This window comes from Nocardia sp. NPDC127526, assembly GCF_042672265.1.
Classification (GTDB): Bacteria; Actinomycetota; Actinomycetes; order Mycobacteriales; family Mycobacteriaceae; genus Nocardia.
The window spans coordinates 278,482-302,322 of the sequence record NZ_JBHXVO010000001.1 but is presented as its reverse complement, the minus strand read 5'-3'; the positions used below and the strand labels follow the sequence as shown (position 1 = coordinate 302,322).

At 68.7% G+C, this 23,841-nt stretch carries 15 protein-coding genes and 4 tRNA genes; 10 read left to right on the top strand and 9 right to left on the bottom strand.

Features of this window, described 5'->3' with window-relative positions:
• Positions 1–17: 17 nt before the first annotated feature.
• On the bottom strand, positions 18–4,229 hold the full coding sequence (locus tag ACFVIV_RS01480; RefSeq protein WP_379192696.1) for an amino acid adenylation domain-containing protein: 4,212 nt from the start codon (positions 4,227–4,229) through the stop codon (positions 18–20).
• A 142-nt stretch (positions 4,230–4,371) separates the two neighbouring features.
• On the opposite strand from ACFVIV_RS01480, the gene ACFVIV_RS01475 reads away from it, so the two are divergent.
• Together ACFVIV_RS01475 and ACFVIV_RS01470 are read left to right on the top strand one after the other, a co-directional pair.
• The gene (locus ACFVIV_RS01475; protein WP_379192694.1) at positions 4,372–5,988 is read left to right on the top strand and encodes a (2,3-dihydroxybenzoyl)adenylate synthase; all 1,617 of its coding nucleotides are present in this window, start codon (positions 4,372–4,374) and stop codon (positions 5,986–5,988) included.
• Between the two features lie 91 nt (positions 5,989–6,079).
• Entirely contained in the window at positions 6,080–6,961 is an 882-nt protein-coding gene (locus tag ACFVIV_RS01470) for an oxidoreductase (RefSeq protein ID WP_379192692.1), read from the top strand.
• Positions 6,962–6,971: 10 nt separating this feature from the next.
• Here ACFVIV_RS01470 and ACFVIV_RS01465 read toward each other — a convergent pair whose 3' ends face one another.
• Positions 6,972–8,306, bottom strand: a complete 1,335-nt coding sequence (locus tag ACFVIV_RS01465; protein WP_379192690.1) for a salicylate synthase — start codon at positions 8,304–8,306, stop codon at positions 6,972–6,974.
• Positions 8,307–8,516: 210 nt separating this feature from the next.
• Here ACFVIV_RS01465 and ACFVIV_RS01460 point away from each other — a divergent pair, with 210 nt between their 5' ends.
• Positions 8,517–10,901 carry a glycerol-3-phosphate 1-O-acyltransferase gene (locus ACFVIV_RS01460; RefSeq protein WP_379192688.1) on the top strand — a complete coding sequence of 795 codons (2,385 nt, stop codon included), beginning with the start codon at positions 8,517–8,519 and terminating at the stop codon, positions 10,899–10,901.
• Positions 10,898–12,421: an HAD-IB family hydrolase gene (locus ACFVIV_RS01455; RefSeq protein WP_379192686.1), complete on the top strand. Its 1,524-nt coding sequence runs from the start codon at positions 10,898–10,900 to the stop codon at positions 12,419–12,421. The genes ACFVIV_RS01460 and ACFVIV_RS01455 overlap by 4 nt, the downstream gene beginning before the upstream one ends.
• Here ACFVIV_RS01455 and ACFVIV_RS01450 read toward each other — a convergent pair.
• The 6 genes from ACFVIV_RS01450 to ACFVIV_RS01425 form a co-directional block, all read right to left on the bottom strand.
• Positions 12,418–13,119 (bottom strand): polyprenol monophosphomannose synthase, encoded by a 702-nt coding sequence (locus ACFVIV_RS01450; RefSeq protein WP_379193104.1) that lies wholly within the window; start codon positions 13,117–13,119, stop codon positions 12,418–12,420. The two genes, ACFVIV_RS01455 and ACFVIV_RS01450, sit on opposite strands and share 4 nt — an antisense overlap.
• A gap of 113 nt (positions 13,120–13,232) precedes the next feature.
• A complete protein-coding gene (locus ACFVIV_RS01445; RefSeq protein ID WP_379192684.1) occupies positions 13,233–13,409 on the bottom strand; it encodes a hypothetical protein in 177 nt (58 codons plus the stop codon).
• Between the two features lie 83 nt (positions 13,410–13,492).
• Positions 13,493–13,569 (bottom strand) — tRNA-Phe (locus ACFVIV_RS01440).
• Positions 13,570–13,606: 37 nt separating this feature from the next.
• A tRNA-Asp gene (locus ACFVIV_RS01435) sits at positions 13,607–13,680 on the bottom strand.
• 31 nt (positions 13,681–13,711) lie between these two features.
• Positions 13,712–13,787: transfer RNA gene (locus ACFVIV_RS01430), tRNA-Glu, on the bottom strand.
• Positions 13,788–13,879: 92 nt separating this feature from the next.
• Positions 13,880–14,545, bottom strand: coding sequence for a TetR family transcriptional regulator (locus tag ACFVIV_RS01425; RefSeq protein ID WP_379192682.1), 666 nt, complete (start codon positions 14,543–14,545; stop codon positions 13,880–13,882).
• Positions 14,546–15,611: 1,066 nt separating this feature from the next.
• On the opposite strand from ACFVIV_RS01425, the gene ACFVIV_RS01420 reads away from it, so the two are divergent.
• The 6 genes from ACFVIV_RS01420 to phoU all read left to right on the top strand — a co-directional run bounded on the left by ACFVIV_RS01420 (position 15,612) and on the right by phoU (position 22,018).
• Positions 15,612–15,684 (top strand) — tRNA-Lys (locus ACFVIV_RS01420).
• Between the two features lie 156 nt (positions 15,685–15,840).
• Positions 15,841–16,437, top strand: a complete 597-nt coding sequence (locus ACFVIV_RS01415; RefSeq protein WP_379192680.1) for a DUF937 domain-containing protein — start codon at positions 15,841–15,843, stop codon at positions 16,435–16,437.
• A gap of 209 nt (positions 16,438–16,646) precedes the next feature.
• Positions 16,647–17,609 carry an acyl-ACP desaturase gene (locus ACFVIV_RS01410; RefSeq protein ID WP_379192678.1) on the top strand — a complete coding sequence of 321 codons (963 nt, stop codon included), beginning with the start codon at positions 16,647–16,649 and terminating at the stop codon, positions 17,607–17,609.
• 137 nt (positions 17,610–17,746) lie between these two features.
• On the top strand, positions 17,747–18,898 hold the full coding sequence (gene dusB, locus ACFVIV_RS01405) for a tRNA dihydrouridine synthase DusB (RefSeq protein ID WP_379192676.1): 1,152 nt from the start codon (positions 17,747–17,749) through the stop codon (positions 18,896–18,898).
• Between the two features lie 150 nt (positions 18,899–19,048).
• On the top strand, positions 19,049–21,280 hold the full coding sequence (locus ACFVIV_RS01400) for an LCP family protein (protein ID WP_379192674.1): 2,232 nt from the start codon (positions 19,049–19,051) through the stop codon (positions 21,278–21,280).
• Positions 21,281–21,346: 66 nt separating this feature from the next.
• Positions 21,347–22,018 (top strand): phosphate signaling complex protein PhoU, encoded by a 672-nt coding sequence (gene phoU / locus ACFVIV_RS01395; protein WP_379192672.1) that lies wholly within the window; start codon positions 21,347–21,349, stop codon positions 22,016–22,018.
• A 150-nt stretch (positions 22,019–22,168) separates the two neighbouring features.
• Here phoU and ACFVIV_RS01390 read toward each other — a convergent pair whose 3' ends face one another.
• The gene (locus ACFVIV_RS01390; RefSeq protein ID WP_379192670.1) at positions 22,169–23,806 is read right to left on the bottom strand and encodes an MFS transporter; all 1,638 of its coding nucleotides are present in this window, start codon (positions 23,804–23,806) and stop codon (positions 22,169–22,171) included.
• Between the last annotated feature and the right edge of the window lie 35 nt (positions 23,807–23,841).

Genomic DNA, 23,841 nt, shown 5'->3' with positions numbered 1-23,841 from the left:
ATCGCGTTTTCCAGAGCTCAGGAGTGCGCGAGCACCTCGTCGTCGGACATGGCCGCCACCTCCAGGTAGAGGGTGGCGACCGCGTCCAGGCGGCCGGTCGCGCCCGCCCGCTGCTCGCGATCCAGCAGACGCTGCGCCAGACCCGCCACGGTGCGGGCGGCGAAGAAGTCCGACACCACGGCGTCGGGGGAATCCAGCCAGTCCCGAACCCGGGCGATGACGGCGGTGGCCAGCACCGAATCGCCGCCGAGGGCGAAGAAGTCGTCGGTCACGCCGACCTGCTCGCGCTCCAGGACGAGGGCGACGATATCGGCGAGCGCGCGCTCCAGATCGGTTCGGGGGGAGATGAATTCACCGGCCTGATCCCCGGCGGACAGCAGCGCGGTGATGGCCTTGCGATCCGGTTTGCCGTTCGAGGTGAAGGGCAGTTCGGCCAGCAGTTCGACCCGGGTGGGAATCATATAGGCGGGCAGCAGGTCCGCGGCGGCGGTCAGCAGCGCGTCCACCTCGAGAGCGACGCCGTCCACCGGCACCACGACGGCGGTGAGTTTCGGTGCGGACGAACCGATCACGGCGGCAACGGCGTGCCGGACGCCGGGCAGACCGCGCAGCGCGCTCTCCACCTCGCCGAGCTCCACCCGGTAGCCGCGAATCTTGACCTGATGGTCGACGCGGCCCAGGAACTCCAGGGTGCCGTCGGGCAGGTAGCGGGCGAGATCGCCGGTGCGGTACCAGTTCACGCCCTCGTGGGTGACGAACCGGTCGGCGGTGCGCTCGGCATCGCCGCGGTATCCGGCGGCCACGCCGTCGCCGCCGATCCACAGTTCCCCGGACACGAAGTCCGGGCAGTCGTGCCCGGCGGGACCGACCACGCGGCATCGCACATTCCGCAGCGGCGTGCCGTACGGCACCGCCGACCATTCCTTCGGCACTTCGGCATTCACCACTTCACAGATGGTGGAGTGGATGGCGGTCTCGGTGGCGCCGCCCAACCCCGCGAAGCGGCACCCGGGGGCCACCGCCGCCAAGCGGCCCGGCAGCGCCACATCCACCCAGTCACCGCCCAGGATCACCATGCGCAGGCTGCCCAGGTCCTGTCCGGCCGCGGCGGTCAGCAGCATGTCCAGCAGGCTCGGCACACAGTTGAGCACCGAAACCCGGTGCTGCCGCACCAGTTCCAGCCAGCGGGCAGGTTCACCACGCTGCGCCTCGTCGAGGGCGACCACCGCGCCGCCGGCACTCAGCAAACCGAAGATGTCGTACACCGACAGGTCGAATTCCAGTGCCGACAAGGCCAACGCCCGATCGGCCGCACCGATCTCGAAGCGCTCATTGAGATCGTCGATGGTGTTCATGGCCGCCCGATGCGGCACCTCCACACCCTTGGGCTTGCCGGTCGATCCGGAGGTGAACAACACATAGGCGATGGCCTCCGGATCCGGGAACACCGGCTCCGCCAACGGTTCCGGATACACCCGAGCCTCGGCCAGCGCCAGCGTCCGCACCTCCGGCACCTCGGCACCGGCCGTCACAGCCGCCACCACGCCACCGGTCCGCAGGATCTCGGCCCGCCGCGCGGCGGGCTGATCGAACCCGATCGGCACGTACACCGCCCCGGCCGCCAGCGCACCGACGGTAGCCACGATCTGATCCGGCCCCTTCGGCAACTGCACGGCCACCGCATCACCCGGCCGCACCCCCGCCGCCCGCAGCGCACCGGCCACCGCCAGCGCCTCGGCGGCGAGCTGACCGTAGGTCAGCACACAGGCGACGGAACCCGAGGGTGCGGCATCGCCACGACTGCCCGCCGCCCGGCCGGAAGTTCTCCCTGTCATTCTGGCGTGTTCTTGGCCGGAATCCACCGCGCTGCCGGAAATCCCGGCCAAGAGCACGCCGGGATGACGGGCGGGACTCGTGCCCGACGTGGGGGCGGCAGGGTGGTCCTGCTCCCAGATCACCGCGGGCGCATCAGGACTCGTGCGCGCGTGCGCGAAAAGTCCCGCGTGCAGGGTGCGTCCGCTCACGCGCCCGTCCGTGGCATTGACGCGGGCGCGAATCACGGCCTGTTCCACCGGAATCCGCACGGCCGCATCGGCCTCCCAGCCCGCGTCGCGGGTACCGCCACGGCCGCCTGCGGCCTCCTCGGTGCCCGCCAGACGCAGCACGGCGTCGATGTAGCGGGCGAACATGCTCTCCACCATGCCCGCCGGGAAAGCGTTCTCCCGTACGTCCCAGTTCAGCAGCAGACCCCCGCGCACCTCGGTGACCTGCGCGTCCAACAGCACCTGGGGGCCCTGCGAGATGATCCACACCGGATCGCCGAACGTGTCGGTGACCCGGTCGGCGAACAGCTCACCGAGGTTGATGGCGCTGGTGTAAACGATCGGCGCGAGCACCGGCTCCCCGCGCTGACGCCCGAGATCGCGCAGCACCTCCAACCCCGCATAGCCGGAATGCGCACCGGCGGCATGCAATTCGCGCTGCAGGGCGTGCGCCCGCTCGGTCACGGTGGCGGGTTCGGTCACATCGACCTGCAGCAACACCGAGGAGGTGAAGTCCCCGACCACCCCATCCACCTGCGGGTGCACCGGTTCCCGATGGAACAACGGCAGATTCAGCAGGAACCGCCGCTGCGCCGACCACCCGCCGATGGTCTCGGCGAACACCGACGCCAGTGCCATAGCCGGAGTCACACCACGCGAGTGGGCCGCGGCGAACATGCGCGCTTTCGCCTCTGGCGCCAGCCACCGATGGAAGCGAACGGTGCGCGCGGCATTGCCCCCGGCCTCTCCCACCCCAGCGGCCGGCGAACCAGTTCTCTCCGCGCCGGTCGCTCCGGCGGGCGCAACCTCGGCGATTCCGCCGCCGGTGAACACTTCGGCCGCAGCTGAAATGCTCGCTGACCCGGCAGCATGTGCGGCCGCCGAACGGTCTGGCGATGTAGCGGAAGGCGCGCTGGTGCCTACCGCGGTCGCAGCCGAGTTACCCACTGCCCCTGCACCTCTCGCGGCCGCCGAATTCGATGCCGCGCCGGTGGCGGCGGTAGCGTCACTACCGCGGGTGGCGGAGCCGGCGATGATCGCGGTTGCGCGCGGAAGTTCGGGTGCGCCGGGGAGTTCCGGGAGTCGTTGCTGCCACCATGCGCGGTCGGCGTCGCGCTCTGGCGCGGGTCCGGAGCGGTCGGCGAGGTACCGGCGGAAGGTGTAGGTCTGCGGTGGGAGCTGCTCGCCGTGATAGAGGCGGGCGAGGTCGGCGACCAGGATGCGGTAGCTCATGGCGTCGGCGGCGAGCATGTCCACGTCCAGATGCAGGCGGGTGCGGCCCTCCGGCAGCAAGGTGAGGGCGATATCGACGACCTGGCCGTCCTCCACCGCCATCAGCTGATGAGTGCGCTTGTCCCGCAGCTCTTCCAGGACTCGCTCGGCCTCGGCGGCCGCGGCGTCGCGCAGATCGGTGACGCTCCACACCGGGCGGCCGGGGCGGTCGAGGGTTTGCTGGGTGCCGTCCGGCAGGAATCGGGTGCGCAGCATGGGATGCCGCTGCACCAACGCCTCGACGGCCGCGCCCAGCCGCTCCGCGTCCACTCCCGCCCCGTCGAATTCGACGTACAGATGCGCCGCGACCGCCCCGAGTTCCTGTCCCTCGGACCGCCCGATCCAGTACGCGTGCTGCATGGGCGCCAGCGCGAACGGGCTGCCGTCATCGACGAGGACGGGCGAGCCGTCTGCCGTCCGCGACTCCGCGGCACTCGAATTGGATTCCACCACGACGGTATTCGCGGCATCCATGCTCGGACCGGCTATCGCGTCACCGTCGTCGGCTGCGGCACCGCGAGCGCTCGCGGCGGCACCGCGGTTCGCGTGTGCGGTGGCAGCATCCCTCGGTCCGGATCCGGCCGCGGGCGCGGACTCCGCGGGGACGGTGGCGGCCGGAAGCGATGCGCCGAGCGGATTCGGCTGCTCGTCAGCGGTGGCCGCGTCACCGGTTCCGCCGAGCAGGCGGTGCCAGGCGGCGACGGTGGGTTCGGCGGCGAGTTGGGCGAAGTTGACGGCCAAACCGCGTTTGCGCCAGGAGCCAGCGAGCTTCATGGTGCGGATGGAGTCCAGGCCGAGCTGGATGAGGTCGGCGTGATCGGCGATCTCGTCCGGGGCGAGGCCGAGGTGACCGGCGATCGCGGTGCGGATCTCATCTAGGGCAATGGGCGATCCGGAGGCCTGGGCTGACTCCATTTCCGCTGGTACTCCTTGTTCGGAGCGGCGGGCACGCCGCTGGGTTTCCGGATTTCCGGAAGTGTTTGGCAGCAGCGTACTGGATTGAGATAGGGTTGCCTAACCTATGTAATCGCATCCTTACTCGCCAGAGGCCAGAGCTGTGAATTCGATCCGTACCGCCGCCGCGGACCACCGCGACGGCTTCGTGCCCTTTCCGACCGATCTCGCCGCGAGCTACCGGCAGGCGGGGTACTGGGCGGGCCGCCCGCTCGGCGAGCTGCTGCGCGATGCCGCCCGGCAGTGGCCGGATCGCCCGGCGGTGCTGACCGACTGGGAGCACATCAGCTACGCCGAACTGGATGCGGCGGCCGATCGGATGGCGCACGGCTTCCTGGCGCTCGGCATCGCCCCCGGCGACCGCGTCGTCGTGCAGCTGCCGAACGTGCCCGAGTTCCCGGCGGTGCTGTTCGGCCTGCTGCGCGCCGGGATCATTCCGGTCCTGACCCTGCCCGCGCACCGGCGGGCCGAAATCGAGCACCTCACCAGGCTTTCCGGCGCGGCGGCGTACGTGATCGCCGACCGCGTAGGCGATTTCGACTATCGCGTCCTGGCCGATGAGGTCGCGGCCGCCGCGCCCACATTGCGGCACATCCTGGTGCTCGGCGAGCCCGGCCGCCACACCGCCCTGAATTCCGTTCCCGCCGACGGCACTTCGCTGCCCGAGCCGGACGCCGCCGATATCGCCCTCATGCTGGTCTCGGGCGGCACCACCGGCCTGCCCAAGCTGATCGCCCGCACCCACGACGACTACACCTACAACGCCAAGGCCAGCGCCGCGGTCTGCGAGCTCGGCCCCGAGGACGTCTATCTCGCGACACTGCCTGTCGCCCACAACTTCCCGCTCGCCTGCCCCGGCATTCTGGGCACCGTCGCCACCGGCGGCGGCATGGCCTTCACCACCGACCCCAGCCCGGAGAACGCCTTCGCCGCCATCGAACGGCACGGCGTGACCGTCACCGCCGTCGTCCCGCCGCTGGCCCAGCTCTGGTGCGCCGCGGTCGAATGGGAGGAGGCCGACCTGTCCACGCTGCGCCTGCTCCAGGTGGGCGGCGCGCGCCTGGCCGAGGTCAATGCCCGCGAGGTGGAGCCCGCGCTGAAAGTCCGCCTGCAGCAGGTGTTCGGCATGGCCGAGGGCCTGCTCAACTACACCCGCGCCGGGGATTCCGCCGATCTCGTCTGCACCACCCAGGGCCGCCCGCTCTCCCCCGCCGACGAGGTGCGGGTCGTCGACGCCGCGGGCAACGACGTCCCGGACGGCGCGGAGGGCGAACTGCTCACCCGCGGCCCGTACACCATTCGCGGCTATTACCGTGCCCCCGAGCACAATGCGCGCGCCTTCACCCCGGACGGCTTCTACCGCAGCGGCGATCTGGTGCGCCGGCTGCCCAGCGGGCACCTCATGGTCTCCGGTCGCATCAAGGACGTCATCAACCGCGGCGGCGAGAACATCTCCTGCGATGAGCTCGAGGAGCACCTGCTGACGCATCCGGCCGTCCGGCACGCGGCCGCGGTCGGTCTGCCCGATGCGGCCCTGGGCGAAAAGGTCTGCGCCGTACTGGTTGTCGACGGCGAGATGCCGACCCTGGCGGAGATCAAGTCCTTCCTCACCGCGCGCGGGCTGGCCACCTACAAGCTGCCGGATGTGCTGCGCCGGGCCGATGCCCTGCCCATCACCGCCGTCGGCAAGATCGACAAGAAGGCCCTGCGCGATTCCTGACCGGCCGCGCGTCAATTCCCCTTGCGCGGGTGTGGGTTTCCTCACCGCTCTCCCGCGCGACGCCACGGCGCACACACCATAGAGTTCTTCTATGGGTGGGTGGAACGAATCGAATATCCCTGACCAGACCGGCAAGACGTTCATCGTTACCGGCGCGACCAGCGGCCTGGGCGCGGCCACCGCGCGCGGGCTGGCCGCGGCAGGCGCCCACGTGATCATGGCCTGCCGCAACGAGATCAAAGGCCAGGCCGTCGCCAAGAGCATCGGCGGGCGCGTGCACGTGCGCCCGCTCGACCTGGCGGACCTGTCCTCGGTGCGCGCCTTCGCCGACACCGTGGACCGGGCCGACGGCCTGATCAACAATGCCGGTGTCATGGCGGTCCCCAAGGGCGTCACCGCCGACGGCTTCGAATCGCATATCGGCACCAATTTCCTCGGCCACTTCGCGCTGACCGGCCTACTGCTGGACCGCATTGCCGAGCGGGTGGTGAACGTCTCCAGCCACACCCACTACATCGGCCGCATCGACCTGGATGATCTGCACTGGGAACACCGCGCCTACACCGGAATCGGCGCCTACGCGCAGACCAAGCTGGCGCTGCTGCTGTTCACCTACGAACTGCAGCGCCGACTGCACACCGCCGGATCGGCGCAGCTGGCGCTGGCCGCGCATCCCGGATACGCGGCCACCGAGATCAACTCCAAGACCCAGAATCTGTTCGAGCAGTTCATCGGCCTGGGTAATCGCCTGGTCGCGCAGAGCGCCGAGATGGGCGCCCTGCCAACGCTCTTCGCGGCGACCGCCGAGGTCGAGCCCGGCGGCTACTACGGCCCGGACGAGTGGCTCGGCTTCCGCGGGCATCCGGTGCGGGTCGACTCCAGTGCGGCCTCCCACGACGAGAAGACCGCACAGCGCCTGTGGGAGCGCGCCGAAGAACTGACCGGCGTCGAATTCCGTTTCCCGGCCGCCTGATCGGAGCCCGTCAGGCCCGGACGACGTAGGGCGCGACGCTGCCCAGCTTCTCGCAGGTCTCCTCGAACTCCCGCTCCGGCCGCGACTGCCCGACCACGCCCGCGCCCGCGCGCAGCCACGCGCCGGCGCCGGTCTGGTAGACCGCGCGCAGCACCAGGGTCGCTTCCAGCGCCCCGTCCGGCGATACCGTCACGACGGCGCCGGAATACAGTCCGCGCGCATCGTGATCCAGCCGGAACACCGCGTCCACCCCGGCCGCCTTCGGGATGCCGGAGGCGGTCACCGACGGGAAGAGCATTTCCAGCGCGTCCCACGGGCTCCGGCCGGCGGCCAGCCGCCCCTTCACCGTGGACGCCAGATGCTGCACGCTGCCGCGTTCGCGCACCGCCATGAAATCGGAGACCGCGGTGGTGTCCGGCTCGGCGACGGCCGCGATCTCCGCGAAGGAGGTCTGCACCGAAATGGCGTGCTCGACAATCTCCTTGGGATCGCTGATCAGATCGGCGCGCGCCGCCGTGTCGGCGGCGTGCCCGCGCCCGAAGGCCCGCGTCCCGGCCAGCGGTTCGGTGGTGACGGTGCGATCGGCGGCCACCGCGGCCACCAGCTCCGGGCTGAAACCGGCGGCCTCCAGCCCGCCCAGTCGCAGCAGGAACGAGCGCGCCGGGGTGTTGTGCATGCGCCCGAGCCGGTAGGTGCCCGGAACGTTCACGGCGAAGGGCAGATCCACCTTCCGCGACAGGATGACCTTCTGATACTTGCCGCCGTTGATCTCGGCGACCCCGGCCGCGACGCGGTCGCGGTATCCGGTCGGGTCCAGGCTGATGTCCACCGGATGGGCGACCGGCACGGCGCTGTCCTGCGAGCGGGCGATGAGTTCGTGGATAGCGGCGGTCTCGGCGGGCGTCGCACCGGAGACCCGCACGCCGGCCTCGTCGATGCGCGCCTCGATGCGCGGGATCATCAACTGCGCCAGCGTGGCCCGGGGATGCACGTGCGCGGTCGCGCCCAGCGACCAGGCGCAGAATTCGAACCCGATCCAGCCGTAGGCATTGCTCGAGCCGAGCGGCAGTCCGGCCAGGGCGCGGTCCACGGCCTGCGCCGGGCTGCCCGACCAGGGCCCCGCGGTGGTATCGCCGTCCCAGGTGACGCGCAGTTCGCCGGCGTCGAGTTCGACACCGCCGAGCGGAGCGGTGGCGAAAACCCAGGAGCCCGGCCGTTCGTAGACCACGTATTCGCCGAAGCGATCCGCCGAGGCCAGTGCGGCCATGGCCGCGATCGGATCGGTGACGCGCTCGCCGGCCCGTTGCTCGCCGTCGAGCCGTACCCGTTCATCCGTGGCCGACACCGCTCCTCCAAGGTTATGCTTACCTTACTCAGTGCAGTGAGGTTAGCATTACCTCTTTTCAAATTGCGATAGCGGCGGAGGGACCTTGATCACGCACCGGACCACCGCCTGAATCCGGCACTCCGATCCCGGAATTGACCTACTCGGCAACCCCGCGGCGCGGTTTCCGCTTGAATGGATTGCGGCGGCTCACGCGCGGAGGGAACGAAGATGCTCGATCATGACAGTCGGCTCCCGGAGGCCACCACCACCCCCGGATCGGTCGTCGCACTAGTCGACGCCGCCGGCCGCGTGGAACGTGAGCTGGTCGGCAACTGGCTGGCCGAGGGCGGCATCGCCCAGGAGTTCGGCACCGGCGCGCCGGTCACCCAGCTCGACCTCGACGCCGAGGCCGTCACCACCCGCCTCGTCGGGCGCAGCGACGACCCGCTGGTGGTGCCGGTGCGGGTGCTGTGGCTGCCGCCGGAGCGAGATGGCGTGCGGCGCACCACCTTCACCGATCTGCTCACCCTGTCCAATCCGCGCAAGCCCAACCGGCTCATGCAGCGCCGCCTCATCACCAAATCGCCGGACCGGCATCTCGTGCTCACCGGGCAGCCCGCGCGGCTGAGCGAGCTGCGGGCCAATCATCCCGGCGCCGCCGGAGCGCCGGAGGCCTTCGCGCGCGCCATCGTGCGCGCGGGCATCGTGGCCCTCGAGCGCGCCGAGCGGGCCGTCATCGGCGACCGCTACAAGGTGCCGCGGCTGGTGGTCGAGGAGATCCTGGACTCGCCGGAATTCCTGCGGCGGCTCGATGCCATCGCCGAGGAGACCGGGACCCAGGCGCGCGAGGTCTACCGGCGCGCGGAGAAGGGCCTGCGGGAGCTGGTCGCCGCGCAGAGCCGGCTGGTGTCGGATCTGTTCACCCAGGCCATGCGCCCGGTGCACGCCTCCACCTGGAAGGTCGACAGCGACGAGAGCGGGCTGGACCGGCTGCGCACGCTCAACCGGCGCTATCCGCTGGTCTTCCTGCCCTCGCACCGGTCCTACGTCGACGCGTTCGTGCTCGGAGACATTCTGGCGCGCAACGACTTCCCGCCCAATCACGTGGTGGGCGGGGCCAATCTGAAGTTCTGGCCGATCGGGCCGATCGCGCGGCGCACCGGAACCGTGTTCATCCGGCGCAGTTTCGGCGACGACGAGGTGTACAAGGCCGTCGTCGAGGAGTACTTCGCCTATCTGCTGGCCAAGCGATTCAATCTGGAGTGGTACTTCGAAGGCGGGCGCACCCGCACCGGAAAGCTGCGGCCGCCGCGCTACGGACTGCTGAACTACCTTGCGGCAGCGCTGCGTTCGGCGCGCATCGACGATGTGATGCTGGTGCCGGTCTCCATCACCTATGAGCGGCTCAACGAGATCGGGGCCATTGCCGACGAGCAGACCGGCGGCAGCAAGCAGGCCGAGGGGCTGGCCTGGATGGCGCGCTACATCCGCAGCCAGCAGCATTCGGCCGGGCACGTGTACGTGCGCTTCGGAACTCCCCTCTCGGCGCGCGATCGGCTTGCCGCACACGGTGATCCGCTCAGCCCGCAACCGGTGCCCACGATTCCAGACACCGCCGATCCCGCGGACAAACAGGATCTCGAGCACCGGGCGGTGCAGCAGCTGGCCTTCGAGGTCGCGGTCGGCATCAATGCCGTCACGCCCATCACCGTCAATGCCCTCACCACCCTGGTCCTGCTCGGCGTGCACGAACGCGCCCTGACCCGCGACGAATTGCGCGCGGCCATCGCCCCCGTGCTCGGCTATATCGAGGGCCGGGAGCTGCCGAGCGGCGAATTGGCCACGCTGCGTGACGATCACGGCCTGGCGGTGGTGCTCGAACAGCTCGCCATCGCCAAGGTGGTGACCATCTACCGCGGCGGCCTGGAACCGGTGTACTCCATCGGCGCGGGCGCGCATCTGGAGGCGGCGTTCTACCGCAACAGCGCCGTGCACTGGTTCGTCAACCGCGCCATTCTCGAATTGGCCATTCTCACCGCCGTCGAGGCGACCGAGGGCGATCAGCTGCGGGTCGGCTGGGAGGCCGCCTACCGGCTGCGGGACCTGCTCAAATTCGAATTCTTCTTCCCCGAGCGCACCGAGTTCACCAGTCAGCTCACCGCGGAAATGCTGCGCGTGGATCCGGAATGGCATCGCCGCACCGCCGCCGGCACCGTCGGGGCCGAAATCCTGGCACAGCTGGCGGAATCCGGATTCATGATGGCGCACCGCGTGCTGCGGTCGTTCTTCGACGCGCAATTGGTGGTCGCCGAACGGCTGGCCGCCCGCGATCCGGAGACGCCGATCGACAAGAAGGTGTTCATCGACGAATGCCTGCACGTCGGCAAACAGATGCTGCTGCAGCAGCGGCTGCACAGCCCGGAATCGGTGTCCTCCGAATTGTTCGCCAGCGCACTGCGACTCGCGGACAACCACGGGCTGCTCACGCTCGGCGAGAATGCCGCCGACCTGGCGGCGCGGCGCACCCGCTTCGCCGCGGAACTACGGGCCATCGGCGGCCGCATCTCGCGCGCCGCCACCCTCGACCCGTCCAACCGGATGGACGCGCTGTGACGCACCGGGCCCCCGGCGCGGACACCGTGGCCGCACCGCATCCGCCCCGGCCCGGGGTCGGCATCACCCAACAACCCATCGGCGCAATGGAACTCGACCAAGCCGTCGAGTCCGTGCGCAGCGGCCCGCAGGGCCCGCACATCGCCGCGGTCTTCGACTTCGGCGGCACCGTGGTGGCCGGCTTCGACCCGCCCGCCCTCATGCGCCGCATGGTGCGCCGCCGCGCCGGCCGGCGCACCCTGGCCGCCACCCTGCTCGGCAGCATTCGCGGGGCGCGCAGCGAGGGCGAGTACGAGCGCTTCCTGCAGCACACCATGTACACCTGGGCGGGCGTGCCGGAGGCCGAACTGGAGGAGATCGGCGCGCGGCTGTTCGAGCGGACGGTGCACGGGCACCTGTATCCCGAGGCCTGGCGGCTGATTCGCGAGCACGAGGCCGCCGGGCACACCGTGCTGCTGGTCAGCTCGCTCACCCGGTACCAGGTGCGGCCGGTGGCCGAGGAACTCGGCATCGAGCACGTGCTGTGCACCGCCATGAGCGTCCAGGACGGCGTCCTCACCGGGCACGTGGACGGAAAGCCGCTGTGGCGCAATGGCAAAGCCGACGCCGTCCGCCGCTTCGCCGACGCGCACGGAATCGACCTGTCGCACAGCTGGATCTACGCCGACAGCGCCGCCGATCTGCCCCTGCTCCAGCTCGCCGGGCAGCCCGTCGCCGTCAATCCGGATCCCCGGGTGGTGCTCGAGGCCGCCGAAAAGGGTTGGCCGGTCCTGCATTTCCGCCCCCGGCAGGCGCCGGCTGCGCTCGACTACGCCCGCACCCTCGCCGGCTTCGGCGGCCTGCTGGGCGGCGCGCTGTTCGGGGTCGCCGCCAAGGCGCACACCAAACAGCGGCGGCAGATGGCGGATTCGATGCTGGTGCACGCCGCCGACTCCACCCTGCGCGGTTCCGGAGTCCGGGTCCGCGTGACCGGGGCCGAATACACCCGTGCGCCGCGACCGGCGGTGTTCATCTTCAATCACCAGAGCCAGTTCGACATCGTGGTGCTCACCGAGGTGCTGGACACCGGATTCACCGGTATCGCCAAGAAGGAGATCACCAAGAATCCGGTCTTCGGCCCGCTCATGCGGTTCGTGGAGGTCACCTTCATCGATCGCGCCGACAAGGCGGCCGCCAAGGCCGCGCTCGCGCCCGTGGTCGACACCCTGCGCGGCGGGCTGTCGGTGGTCATCGCGCCCGAGGGCACCCGCTCCATGACCCCGCGCATCGGCCCGTTCAAAAAGGGCGCGTTCCACATCGCCATTCAGGCGGGCGTGCCGGTCATTCCGGTGGTGATCCGCAATGCCGGTGAAATCGCGTGGCGCAATTCGGCAATCGTGCGCAAAGGCGTCGTGGACGTGGCGGTGCTACCGCCCATCGACGTGAGCGGCTGGGATCCCGCCGATATGGACGCCGAGGTCGAGGCCGTGCGTCAGCTGTTCGTCGACACGCTGCTGCACTGGCCGAAGGGCGAGAGCTAGACCTGCTTGCCGAACAGCAGCTTCCACGGCATGGCCGCCGACTCGAGCTGCACCTTCAGGCTCATCTTGGACGCGCCCAGGGTGCGCTCTTCGAACCGGATCGGCACCTCGGCAATCTTGATGCCCTTTTTGACCGTCCGATAGTTCATCTCGACCTGGAACGAGTAACCATTGGACTTGATCGAAGCCACATCGATGGCGCGCAGCGTATCCGCCTTCCACGCCTTGAATCCCGCGGTCGCGTCCTTCACGCCCAGGCGCAGAATCGCATTCACGTAGAAGTTGGCCCAGGCCGAGAGCGCCTTGCGGTACCACTTCCACTCCTCGGCGGTGGAACCGCCGGGCACATAACGGGATCCGAGTACCACACCGGCGTCGGTGGTCTCCAGCTTCTCCAGCATGGCCGGAATGACCTCGGCCGGATGCGAGAGATCGGCGTCCATCTGGATCACCACGTCCGCGCCCTCGTCGAGCGCCTTGGTGATGCCGGCGATGTAGGCGCGCCCCAGCCCGTCCTTCTCGGTCCGGTGCAGCACGCTCACCACATTCGGCAGATCCGCGGCCAGCTTGTCGGCCACCTCACCGGTACCGTCCGGCGAGTTGTCGTCCACGACCAGCACATGCAGGTCGGCCACCGGTAGCGCGGTGAGTCGCTCCACCGCCACCGGCAGGTTCTCCCGCTCGTTGTAGGTCGGCACCACCACGGTCACCTTCAAGGCTCATCCCTCCCGCTAAGTCGCTATTGGCTCCCGAAACCCTAGTCGATACACCTGAGTGATATGTGAGCGCACCAGCGGGGCGCGCTCAGCGGTCAGTCGTCTTCATTATCGGCGGCTTTGTTCCTGGCCCGCGCGATCTCCAAAGCCCGTTCGGCAGTGGCTTTGTCGGGGTAGGGGCCCATCCGATCGTTGACCCAGCCCTGCTTACCTTGTACGGCCTTGTGTTCCTTCAGGTCGTAGTACCACGCCTGGTCGTCAGAGTCAGCCATGGTTCCAGGATTACACCAAGATCGGAAGGACTGGCCGGAACACGAGAAAAAGGCCACACCCTGAGGGTGTGGCCTTCTCGAACTGGTGGCCAAGGCCGGGATCGAACCGGCGACCTTCCGCTTTTCAGGCGGACGCTCGTACCAACTGAGCTACCTGGCCGGAGGCACCCGAACCGAATGCCAAAGCTATAGTCTTGCGACCCTGACGGGACTCGAACCCGCGACCTCCGCCGTGACAGGGCGGCGCGCTAACCAACTGCGCCACAGGGCCTTGCTTGCTCCTCCAGCAATGTCGCCACTGCTGGTACCCCCTACGGGATTCGAACCCGCGCTACCGCCTTGAAAGGGCGGCGTCCTAGGCCGCTAGACGAAGGGGGCCCGCCAGATTTCTCTGGACCGTTTGCTCAACGGCTTCCGTTGGGAGCGGAGATAGCTTATGACAGTCTCCGGGTTATTCCCAAATCCGCTGGTCAGCCTCCCAAATTGAGATCTTCCAGCCGAGCCGTCACGCGCCAGCCCACGCGGCGGAACTCCTCGGTCCACTCCGGGGTCGCGGTGGCCTCCACGATCACCTCGAGCGCCTCGGTGAACCGGGAACGCAGATCCACCGGACCGCCCAGTACATCGGCGATATAACGCTGACCGGCCAGCGCCGCCGCCAGGGTGCGGGTGAAGCGGTCCGGATCGGCGTCGTCGCGCAACTGCTTGTGCTCGGTGGCGCGCACCGCGAGCAGCCGGATGGCCCGCCCCAGGATGCGGCCGCCGCCGGCTTGGATGTCGCGATAGAACTCGGGCTCGATGATGAGCCGGAACTCGGCCTGGATGATGATGTCGTTCTCCAGCCGCAGCGCGATCTCGTCGATCATGCCGTGCAGCACATCCAGCGGGCCCAGATCGCCTCGGGCGAGCCATCTTTCGGTCGATGCTCGATATCGGTCGACGGCGGCTTCCAAGACCGCGCGCGCCAGATCCTCCTTGGAGTCGAAGTGGAAGTACATCGCGCCCTTGGTGGCGCGTGACCCCTCCAATATGCGGTTGAGCGATGCAGCGGCATAGCCGCTCTTCCCGAACTCAACGGCGGCGGACCTGATGATCGCCGCGCGTGTCCGGCGGGCCCGCTCTTGCTGCCGTGCCATGCTCGAAACGCCTCCGAAGCTAGCTACCGTCGCGAACCCCTTACCGGGCCTCGACGCAAAGTTACGTGTCTTTCAAATACTTCAGAACGGGCTTGTGCCCGAATTACCAAACTCTTGGTACGAAAAAGCGCGAAAAACTTGAAACACACCAACTGGTATAGTTTTCCCGCCCGGGTGCGCCGCAGGGGGTGCGCACCCGGGCGTTCTCGTCGTCTGGTCCGCCTCCCGCAGCTACATCCATTGCGCCGCGATCGGCCAGACCGGTCGCGACACGTATCGGGCACATCAACGATAAGCCGAATCCCGTGCCGCCGGGGCAATCCCGGTTCTTCGGGAATTCACCAGTCGGTCACCGTACCCGGAAAGCGCACCCCGCGTGAGGTGTACCGGAAAGTCAGTTAGCCAGCATGCCCCCTATCGAACACCGCAATTTCGCAGCTACCAGCTGGGCGATTGGTCCGAATAGGCGAATTCGCCCTTATCCCACGGATGTTCGATCCACCGGTCATACCCGCCCGAGCCACCCCCATCGGCACGGCATCACCACCGGACCGACGCCATCCCCGCGGCGCCGGCTCCGACCGGTTCCCACCCCCCACCCCAAATTGATTGCCCGACATCACCATTGGATGATATTCACAATCGGCCGGAACGAAACAAACTGAGTGGCAACGCGATTGCCGGGCCACCCCACCCCTTAGGGGTCAGCGGGCGCTCACCTCCGCGCCGGACCCCCGCGCCCCGCTCCGCGGCCGCCCCATCGAATCCCCGCGCCGGGCCCCAGCCCGCCCCACCGACCGGTCCGCACGCTCCCGGCATCCCGATCCTTCCCCCGATCCGCCCACCGCCTCCCCAGCGCGCTCCCCCGGCCGTACCCCCTCCCACCCCCTCCCGAACCCCCCGGTTCGCTCGCGCCCGTACCCGCAACCCCCGGTGACAGCGCCCGGGCCCGCGCGCCACGCCGTACCGCCCGAACCTCCTCGACCTGCGCAAACATCCGGCCGCGCACCACAATCGGATACTCGTTTAACAACTGGCCGACCGGCACATTAAACTGTCGTCCCGCGCCCCTATAGCTCAGTTGGTAGAGCTACGGACTTTTAATCCGCAGGTCCCAGGTTCGAGCCCTGGTGGGGGCACACGTATGCCCAGGTGGGCGTGCAAAACGCCGAAGGGCCCGAACACTCCGTTCGGGCCCTTCGCCACATCTGCGAATCTGTAGCAATCTGTCCGATTTTCGCCTACCGTGGCCTGAGTAGGGCTTTTCCGGGACCCCATCAACTCAGGCGGAGTTCATGACTTCCTTCGATGACCTGCTCTCCCAAGTGCCCGTCGCCCAGATCGCCGATAAGCTCGGTGTCGATCAGGCCACCGCGACCACGGCAATCAGCGCGGCCATTCCGGTTCTCCTCGGCGGGTTACAGGCAAAAGCCAGCAACCCGGACGCGGCGACGGAGATAGAAGGCGCCATCGCCAAGCAGCCCGACGACCTGCTCGACGGCGGCGTGAATATCGACCAGGTCGATGTCGCCGGCGGCGGCAAGATCGTCGACCAGACCTTCGGCGCGGAGAAGAACACCGTGATGAGCGCCCTGGGCAATGTCGGCGGCAGCAATATCACCCAGGACCTCATGGGCAAGCTGCTGCCCATGCTGGCGCCCATCGTGCTGGCCTACATCGGCAAGAAGGCGATGGGCGGCGGCGGGGCCGCGGGCACCCAGGCCGCCGGCGGCGGCGGACTCGGCGACATTCTCGGTAGCCTGCTCGGTGGAGCGACCGGCGGCAAGGGCGGCGGCGGACTGGGCGACATCCTCGGCTCAGCGCTCGGCGGCAAGGACGCCGGGAACGTGCTCGGCAACGTGCTGGGCGGACTGCTCGGCGGCAAGAAGTGAGATCACACCGAATTCCGGTGTGCGGCTAACGAACTGCGGCCCACGGCGATAGACAGTCGCCGCGGGCCGCTCTCATATGACATCCCTCACCTGTACCGCAATCGAGGACTTGTGAGTTTCACATCACCCTACGGTCACGTAGGGTATGGGCTCGGCGGCAGGCCGGCGAGGGAAGACAGCACAACCGCACGACAACGAAGGGCGCATACATGGCAAGGGATCTGACTCAACTCGAGCTGCTCACGGAGTTGGAGCCGGTTGCCGCGGAGAATGTCGATCGCCACCTCTCCCTGGCGAAGGAATGGCATCCGCACGACTACGTGCCGTGGGACGAAGGACGCAACTTCGCCGCCATGGGCGGCATCGACTGGGACCCCTCGCAGTCGAAGCTGAGCGAGCTGGCCAAGGCGGCCATGATCACCAACCTGCTCACCGAGGACAACCTGCCCTCCTACCACCGTGAGATCGCCGAGAACTTCTCCCAGGACGGCGCCTGGGGCACCTGGGTCGGTCGCTGGACCGCCGAGGAGAACCGGCACGGCATCGTCATGCGCGACTACCTGGTCGTGACCCGCGGTGTGGATCCGGTCGCCCTCGAACAGGCGCGCATGGTCCACATGACCAACGGATTCGCCTCTCCCACAGAGGAAGACGCCGGCTTCCTGCACTCGGTCGCCTACGTCACCTTCCAGGAGCTGGCCACCCGCGTCTCACACCGCAATACCGGCAAGGTGTGCGACGACCCCATTGCCGACCGCATGCTGCAGCGCATCGCGGCCGACGAGAACCTGCACATGATCTTCTACCGGAACATGTGCGGCGCGGCCCTGGACCTCTCGCCCGACCAGGCGCTCGAGGCCATCACCCTGATTCTGGAGAACTTCCAGATGCCGGGCGCGGGCATGCCCAACTTCCGCCGCAATGGCGTGCTCATGGCCAAGCACGGCATCTACGACCTGCGCCAGCACCTGGAAGAGGTCGTCAACCCGGTGCTCAAGAAGTGGAAGATCTTCGAGCGCGACGACTTCTCCGCCCGCGGTGACGCGGTGCGCAACCGCCTCGGCGAGTTCCTGGAGAAGCTGTCCAAGGACGTGGTGAAGTTCGAGGAACAGCGCGACCGCATGCTCGCCCGCGAGGCGGCCAAGCGCGAGCGCGAGCTCCAGGACGCGTAGGTGGCGGGGGCTTCGCCCCCACACCCCCAGTACGAAAAGAGGGGGGTCCGGAGGCCAAGCCCCCGGACCCCCCTTTCATACCCAGTTCGGAGGTATGTGTTCCCGGGCACAGTCGCCGTGATGAGACACTGGGCGACGTGACAACCTCGATCGAAGCCACCCAGACCGCGCTGCGAATCGGCCCGTACCCGGTCGATCCGCCGGTCGTGCTGGCTCCGATGGCGGGGATCACCAATGTCGCGTTCCGGACGCTGTGCCGGGAGTTCGGCAGCGCCACCTCGATCTACGTGTGCGAGATGATCACGGCGCGGGCGGTGGTCGAGCGCAATGAGAAGACGCTGCACATGATGGCGTTCGGGCCCGACGAGAGCCCGCGCTCCATGCAGCTGTACGGCGTGGATCCCAAGACGTTGGGCGAGGCCGTGCGCATCGTCGTCGGCGAGGGGTGGGCCGATCACATCGACCTGAACCTCGGCTGCCCGGTGCCCAAGGTGACGCGGCTGGGCGGCGGTGCGGCGCTGCCGTACAAGCGGCAGCTGTTCCGCGACATCATGAAGGCGATGGTGTCGGCGGCGGAGCCGGCCGGGGTGCCGGTCACCGTGAAGTTCCGCATCGGCATCGACGACGAACACCACACCTATCTCGACACCGGGCGCATCGCCGCCGAGGAGGGCGCGAAAGCGGTTGCGCTGCACGCCCGCACGGCCGCGCAGCGCTACTCCGGCGAGGCCGACTGGACCGCCATCGCCCGGCTCAAGGAGGCCGTCACCGGCATCCCGGTGCTCGGCAACGGCGATATCTTCAGCGCCGACGACGCGGTGCGCATGATGGCCGAAACCGGCTGCGACGGCGTCGTGGTCGGCCGCGGCTGCCTCGGCCGCCCGTGGCTGTTCGCCGAACTCGAGGCCGCGCTGCGCGGCGAACCCCTTCCGGCCCCGCCGAATCTGGGCAAGGTCGGCGAAATCCTGTACCGGCACGCCAGTTTGCTCGTCGACCACGACGGCGAGGAGAAGGGCATGCGGGACCTGCGCAAGCACATGGCCTGGTATCTCATGGGATTCCCGGTCGGCGGGGATCTGCGGCGCTCCTTCGCCACCGTGGGCAGCCTGGCCCAATTGCAGGACCTGATCGGCAGACTCGACCCCACCGCCCCCTTCCCCAAGGACGCCGAGGGCCCGCGCGGCCGGCAGGGCTCGCCGGGCAAGGTGGCGCTGCCGCACGGCTGGCTCGACGATCCCGAGGATCCCACCGTCCCGTGCGCCGCCGATGTAATGCACAGCGGCGGCTGAAAATATCGCCCCTCGCGTTCCCGAACCGATCGCCGTACCCCTGGCAGACTTTTCTGTGAGCTACACCCGGTGGATTTCCGTTCGAGTGGTCCATCGTGGCGGAATCGTTATCATGACGGTCGGCATCGAATAGCAAAGTGAGGTTCGTTGGTGGGTGACGATCGGTACGGGCGTACGCCACGGCCCGGAGGTCGCGCCCCGTGGGAGCGCTACCCCGCGGACGAGGACGCCCAGTCATCCACCGGCCGCCGCGCGCGGCACGGCGACAATGCGACGCACGGCTCCGCGCCCATCTCGGTGCAGGATCTCGTCGAACGCGTGGACAGCGAGCGCAAGTCGCGCCGCCGGCGCCGCGCCGAACCCGAGCCCCCCGCCGCCCCGCCCGCGGCCGCCGCACCCGACGACGAATCGATAGCCCCCGGACGCACCCGCCGCCACGGCGCGACCGTCGGCTGGCCGGGCGCGGCCACCACCGGCGCCCGGCGCGCCGTACCGCCGGAGTCGCCCGCCGCCACCGGTTCCCGGCGCGCCGTGTCCGCCGAGACCACCGGGGCCCGCCACACCATCCCCGCGGAAGCGCCCGCCCCCAATGGCGCCCGCCGCCCCGCCGATCCGGGCACGACCGGCGCCCGCCGGTCCGTGGCGCCGGACTCGGCCGCCGCCAAGACTTCTCAGTACGCGGCCGTGGAAACCACCGGCAAGCGACGGGTCGACCCGACCGCGGATCCGGTCACCGAAGAGCTACCCACGATCACCGATCCGCCCCCGGTGCGCGCCAAATCCGCCAAGACGCCGCGCGCCGCCCGCGTCGAATCCCCCGCCGACTATCCGACCACCGCGCTGCCGACCTCGGTTGGCGCACAGTCCGTCTCGCGGCTGGCCGCCGGTCGGCGCCGCCGCAATCGCAAGATGCAGGTCGCCGGGCGCAGCGCGCTCGCCGTCTTCGCGGTGCTCACCATGCTGGTCACCGGCACCGGCTGGAGCTATCTGAAGACCAAGGACAACGGCTTCAACCAGGTGACCGCCATCGATCCGAACTCCCCGGACGTGGTCGACGCCAATGCCCAGTACGGCGATGAGAACTTCCTCGTCATCGGCACCGACACCCGCGCGGGCGTCAATGCCGACCTGGGCGCAGGCACCACCGACGACGCCGAGGGAGCGCGCGCCGACACGGTCATGCTGGTGAACATTCCGGCCAACCGCGATCGCGTGGTCGCCGTGTCCTTCCCGCGCGACCTGGACGTCACCCGGCCGGTCTGCGAAGGCTGGGACAATGACAAGGGCACCTACACCGGGGAGTCCTTCCCGTCCGCCATCGGCGACAAGCTCAATGCGGTCTACGCGCTCGGCGGGCCGAAGTGCCTGACCAAGGTGATCCAGAAGCTGTCCGGCCTCAAGATCAACCACTTCGTCGGCATCGACTTCGCCGGCTTCGAATCCATGGTCGACACCATCGGCGGCGTGGAGGTCTGCGCCACCAAGCCGCTCATCGACGACACGCTCGGCACCATCCTCACCGAACCCGGCAAGCAGATCGTCAATGGCGCCACCGCCCTCGACTATGTGCGCGCCCGGCACGTGTACGGCGAGGAACGCAGCGACTACGACCGCATCAGCCGACAGCAGCGCTTCCTGTCCTCCCTGCTGCGCGGGGCGCTGTCCAGCAAGGTGCTCTTCGATCCGGGCAAGCTGAACGGGTTCATCAACGCCTTCGCCAACCACTCGTTCATGGACAACGTCACCACCAAGGACCTGCTCATGCTGGGGCAGTCGCTGCGCAAGGTGGAGGCCGGGGCCATCACCTTCCTCACCGTGCCCACGGCGGGAACCACGTCCTACGGCAATGAGATTCCGCGCGAATCCGATATCAAGGCCATCTTCCGCGCGGTCATCGACGATCAGCCGCTGCCCGGTGAGAAGGCGCCCGACCCGGCGACCACCACCACCGAGGAAGCGCCCAAGCCCAAGCTGACCGCCGTCGATCCGAGCACGGTGTCGCTGCAGGTCTCCAATGGCTCCGGCATCGGGGGCACCGCGGCCACGGCCGCCACCAAGCTGGCCAACCAGGGCTTCCAGATCTACAGCACCGGCAACTACGCCGAAGGCGCCTCCGCCAAGACCAAGGTCCGCTACTCCAGCGGGCAGGAGGCCGCGGCCGCCACCGTGGCCAGCGCCATCCCGGGCGCGTCCCTCGAGGCCGCCAGCGGATTGGGCAGCATTGTGGAGGTCGTGCTGGGCTCGGACTACGCCGGCACGGTGCGCACGCCGACCGCCTTCGGGCAGACGCTGGCGGACGCGCCGGCCGCCACCGATGCGGCGCAGGTCACACTGCCCTCCGACCTGGAACACGTGAACGCGGCCGACGACACCTGTAAGTAGCAGCGGCACCGACGATTCACCCACCGTTGGTGACTTGGTCAGCAGCTCCTACTAATGTCTTGACTCATGCGTGTCATCTACAACGAACAAATGGCCGAGCTCGCCGATCTGCTCGGCGGCATGGCCGGGCTCGCCGGGTCGGCGATGGAGCGGGCGACCAACTCGCTGCTCGACGCCGATCTCGAGCTCGCGGAGCAGGTGATCACCGAATACGACCGCATTGCCGAGATGATCCAGCTGGCCGAGGAGAAGGCGTTCGCGCTGCTGGCCCTGCAGGCCCCCGTCGCCGGCGATCTGCGGCAGGTGGTCAGCGCCATCCAGATCGTCTCCGACGTCAACCGCATGGGCGCGCTCGCCCTGCACGTCGCCAAGATGACCCGCCGGCGCTTCCCGGCGCACGCCGTGCCCGAGGCGGTCAACAGCTACTTCGCCGAAATGGGTCGCATCGCGGTCAAGATGAGCGCCACCGCCAAGGAGGTGCTGGAGACCCGGGATCCTGAGCGGGCCGCCAAGCTGACCGACGACGACGAGGCGATGGACGATCTGCGCAAGCATCTGTTCACGCTCATCATGGATCGCGACTGGCCGCACGGCGTGGCGTCGGCGGTCGACGTGGCGCTGCTGGGCCGCTACTACGAGCGGTTCGCCGACCACGCCGTGGAGATCGGGCGCCGGGTGGTGTTCCTGGTGACCGGCGTGCTGCCGCCGGACCCGGATTCCGAGAAAGAGACCCTCTAACTCTCAGAGGCTCTCAGGGGCAAGCCCCTGATACCCCTCGAGCAGAGATTCTCAGGGGCGAACCCCTGAAACCCCCCGGAACAGAGGCTCTCAGGGGCGCATCCGACGAATCGGCACCCGCACACGACACGGTGCGGGTGCCGAGTTGTCTCAGCTGTCGGTGGGATCGGTTGGGGTGGGCTGCTTCTCGCGCCAGCCGAGCAGGATCGAGTTGCCGCGCTGCGGCTTCCAGGGCAGGGCGAGCGCGACGATCACGGCGGCTACCAGGATGGTGCCCACCGCGACGTAGGAGGCCGCCTGCGCGCCGGCCAGGGCGGCGGCCTTCATGGCGTGGATCAGGTCGGTCTTCGCTTGCAGCAGTAGCGGATTCACCGGCGCCTTGATGACCTCCAGGACGCTGATCGGGGTATTGCTGGCCAGTTCTTTCTGCTGGTCGTTCATGATCTGGCCCGGGATGGACTCGATCCGGCCGCCCACGCGCTGGGCGTAGACCGTCGTCATGATCGAGCCCAGCAGTGCGACACCGAGCGCGCCGCCCACCTCGCGGGTGGTGTCGTTGACCGCGGAACCCGCGCCTGCCTCCTCCAAAGGCACCGAGCCCATGATGGATTCGGTGGCGGGGCCCTGCACCACCGCGAAGCCCAGGCCCATCAGGATCATCGAGATGACAACCGGCCCCAGATAAGGGGTTTCGACCTTCGTCTGCCCGGCGATGTACATGGCGATGGCCAGGATGAGCAGGCCGGTGACCAGCATGGCCGTGGTGCCGAGCCGCTGCGCCAGCATGGTCGCGATGGGCGCGCCGAAGCCGACGGCAATGGCGAAAGGCAGTGAGTGGATGCCGAATTCGAGCGGCGAGAGCTCCTTCACGCCCTGGAAGTACTGGGTGATCAGGAACAGGAATCCGAAGGCGCTGAAGTAGGACACGGTGATGGCCAGGGACGGCAGTGCGAACCGCCGGTTGCGGAACAGGCGCATGTTCAGCACGGGCGTGCGCACCCGCAGCTCCCACGCCACGAACACCGCCAGCGCCGCCGCCGCGAGCAGGTAGCCGATGATGCTCTGTGTGGACAGCCAGCCGTGCTTGGGCGCCTCGATGATCGAGTAGACCAGCATGGTCACACCCGCCAGCGACAGCACGATGCCGATCTTGTCCAGCCGGTCCACCTGCTCGGCCCGCGACTCCGGCACCGTAATGAGCACGGCCGCAATGGCAATCAGCGCCACGGGCACATTGATCCAGAACACCGAATGCCAGGAGAAGTGCTCGAGCAGCCACCCGCCGACGGTCGGCCCGATGGCGACGGCAATGCCCGCCATGGCCGTCCACGCGGCAATGGCCGCGGCCCGCTCCCGGGCCTCGGTGAAGATATTCGTGATCAGCGCCAGCGTCGCCGGGAACACCACGGCCGCGAAGACGCCCATACCCGCGCGGGCCGCGATGACCTGTCCGAGCCCGGAGGACAGCGCCCCCGCGCCCGACATGGCCGCCACGCCGATCAGGCCGATCACCATGAACCGCCGCCGCCCGTAGCGGTCCCCGAGGTGCCCCATGGCCAGCAGGAGCCCGGAGAACGCCAGCGTGAACGCGTCCACGATCCACTGCAACCCGCTCATATCGGCCTGCAGCTGCACCGCCATCGACGGCAGCGCCACATTCACGAGCGTGTTGTCCAGCACCACAAGCAGTTCCGCCAGGCAGATGGCGACCAGCGCCGCCACCCGCCCCCGCCGCGACAGCGTCGCCACGGTCAGCCCGGATCCCCGGCTCGCCATTGACACCGTCATCCGACACCTCCCACTAAACCGATCGGTTTACTTAT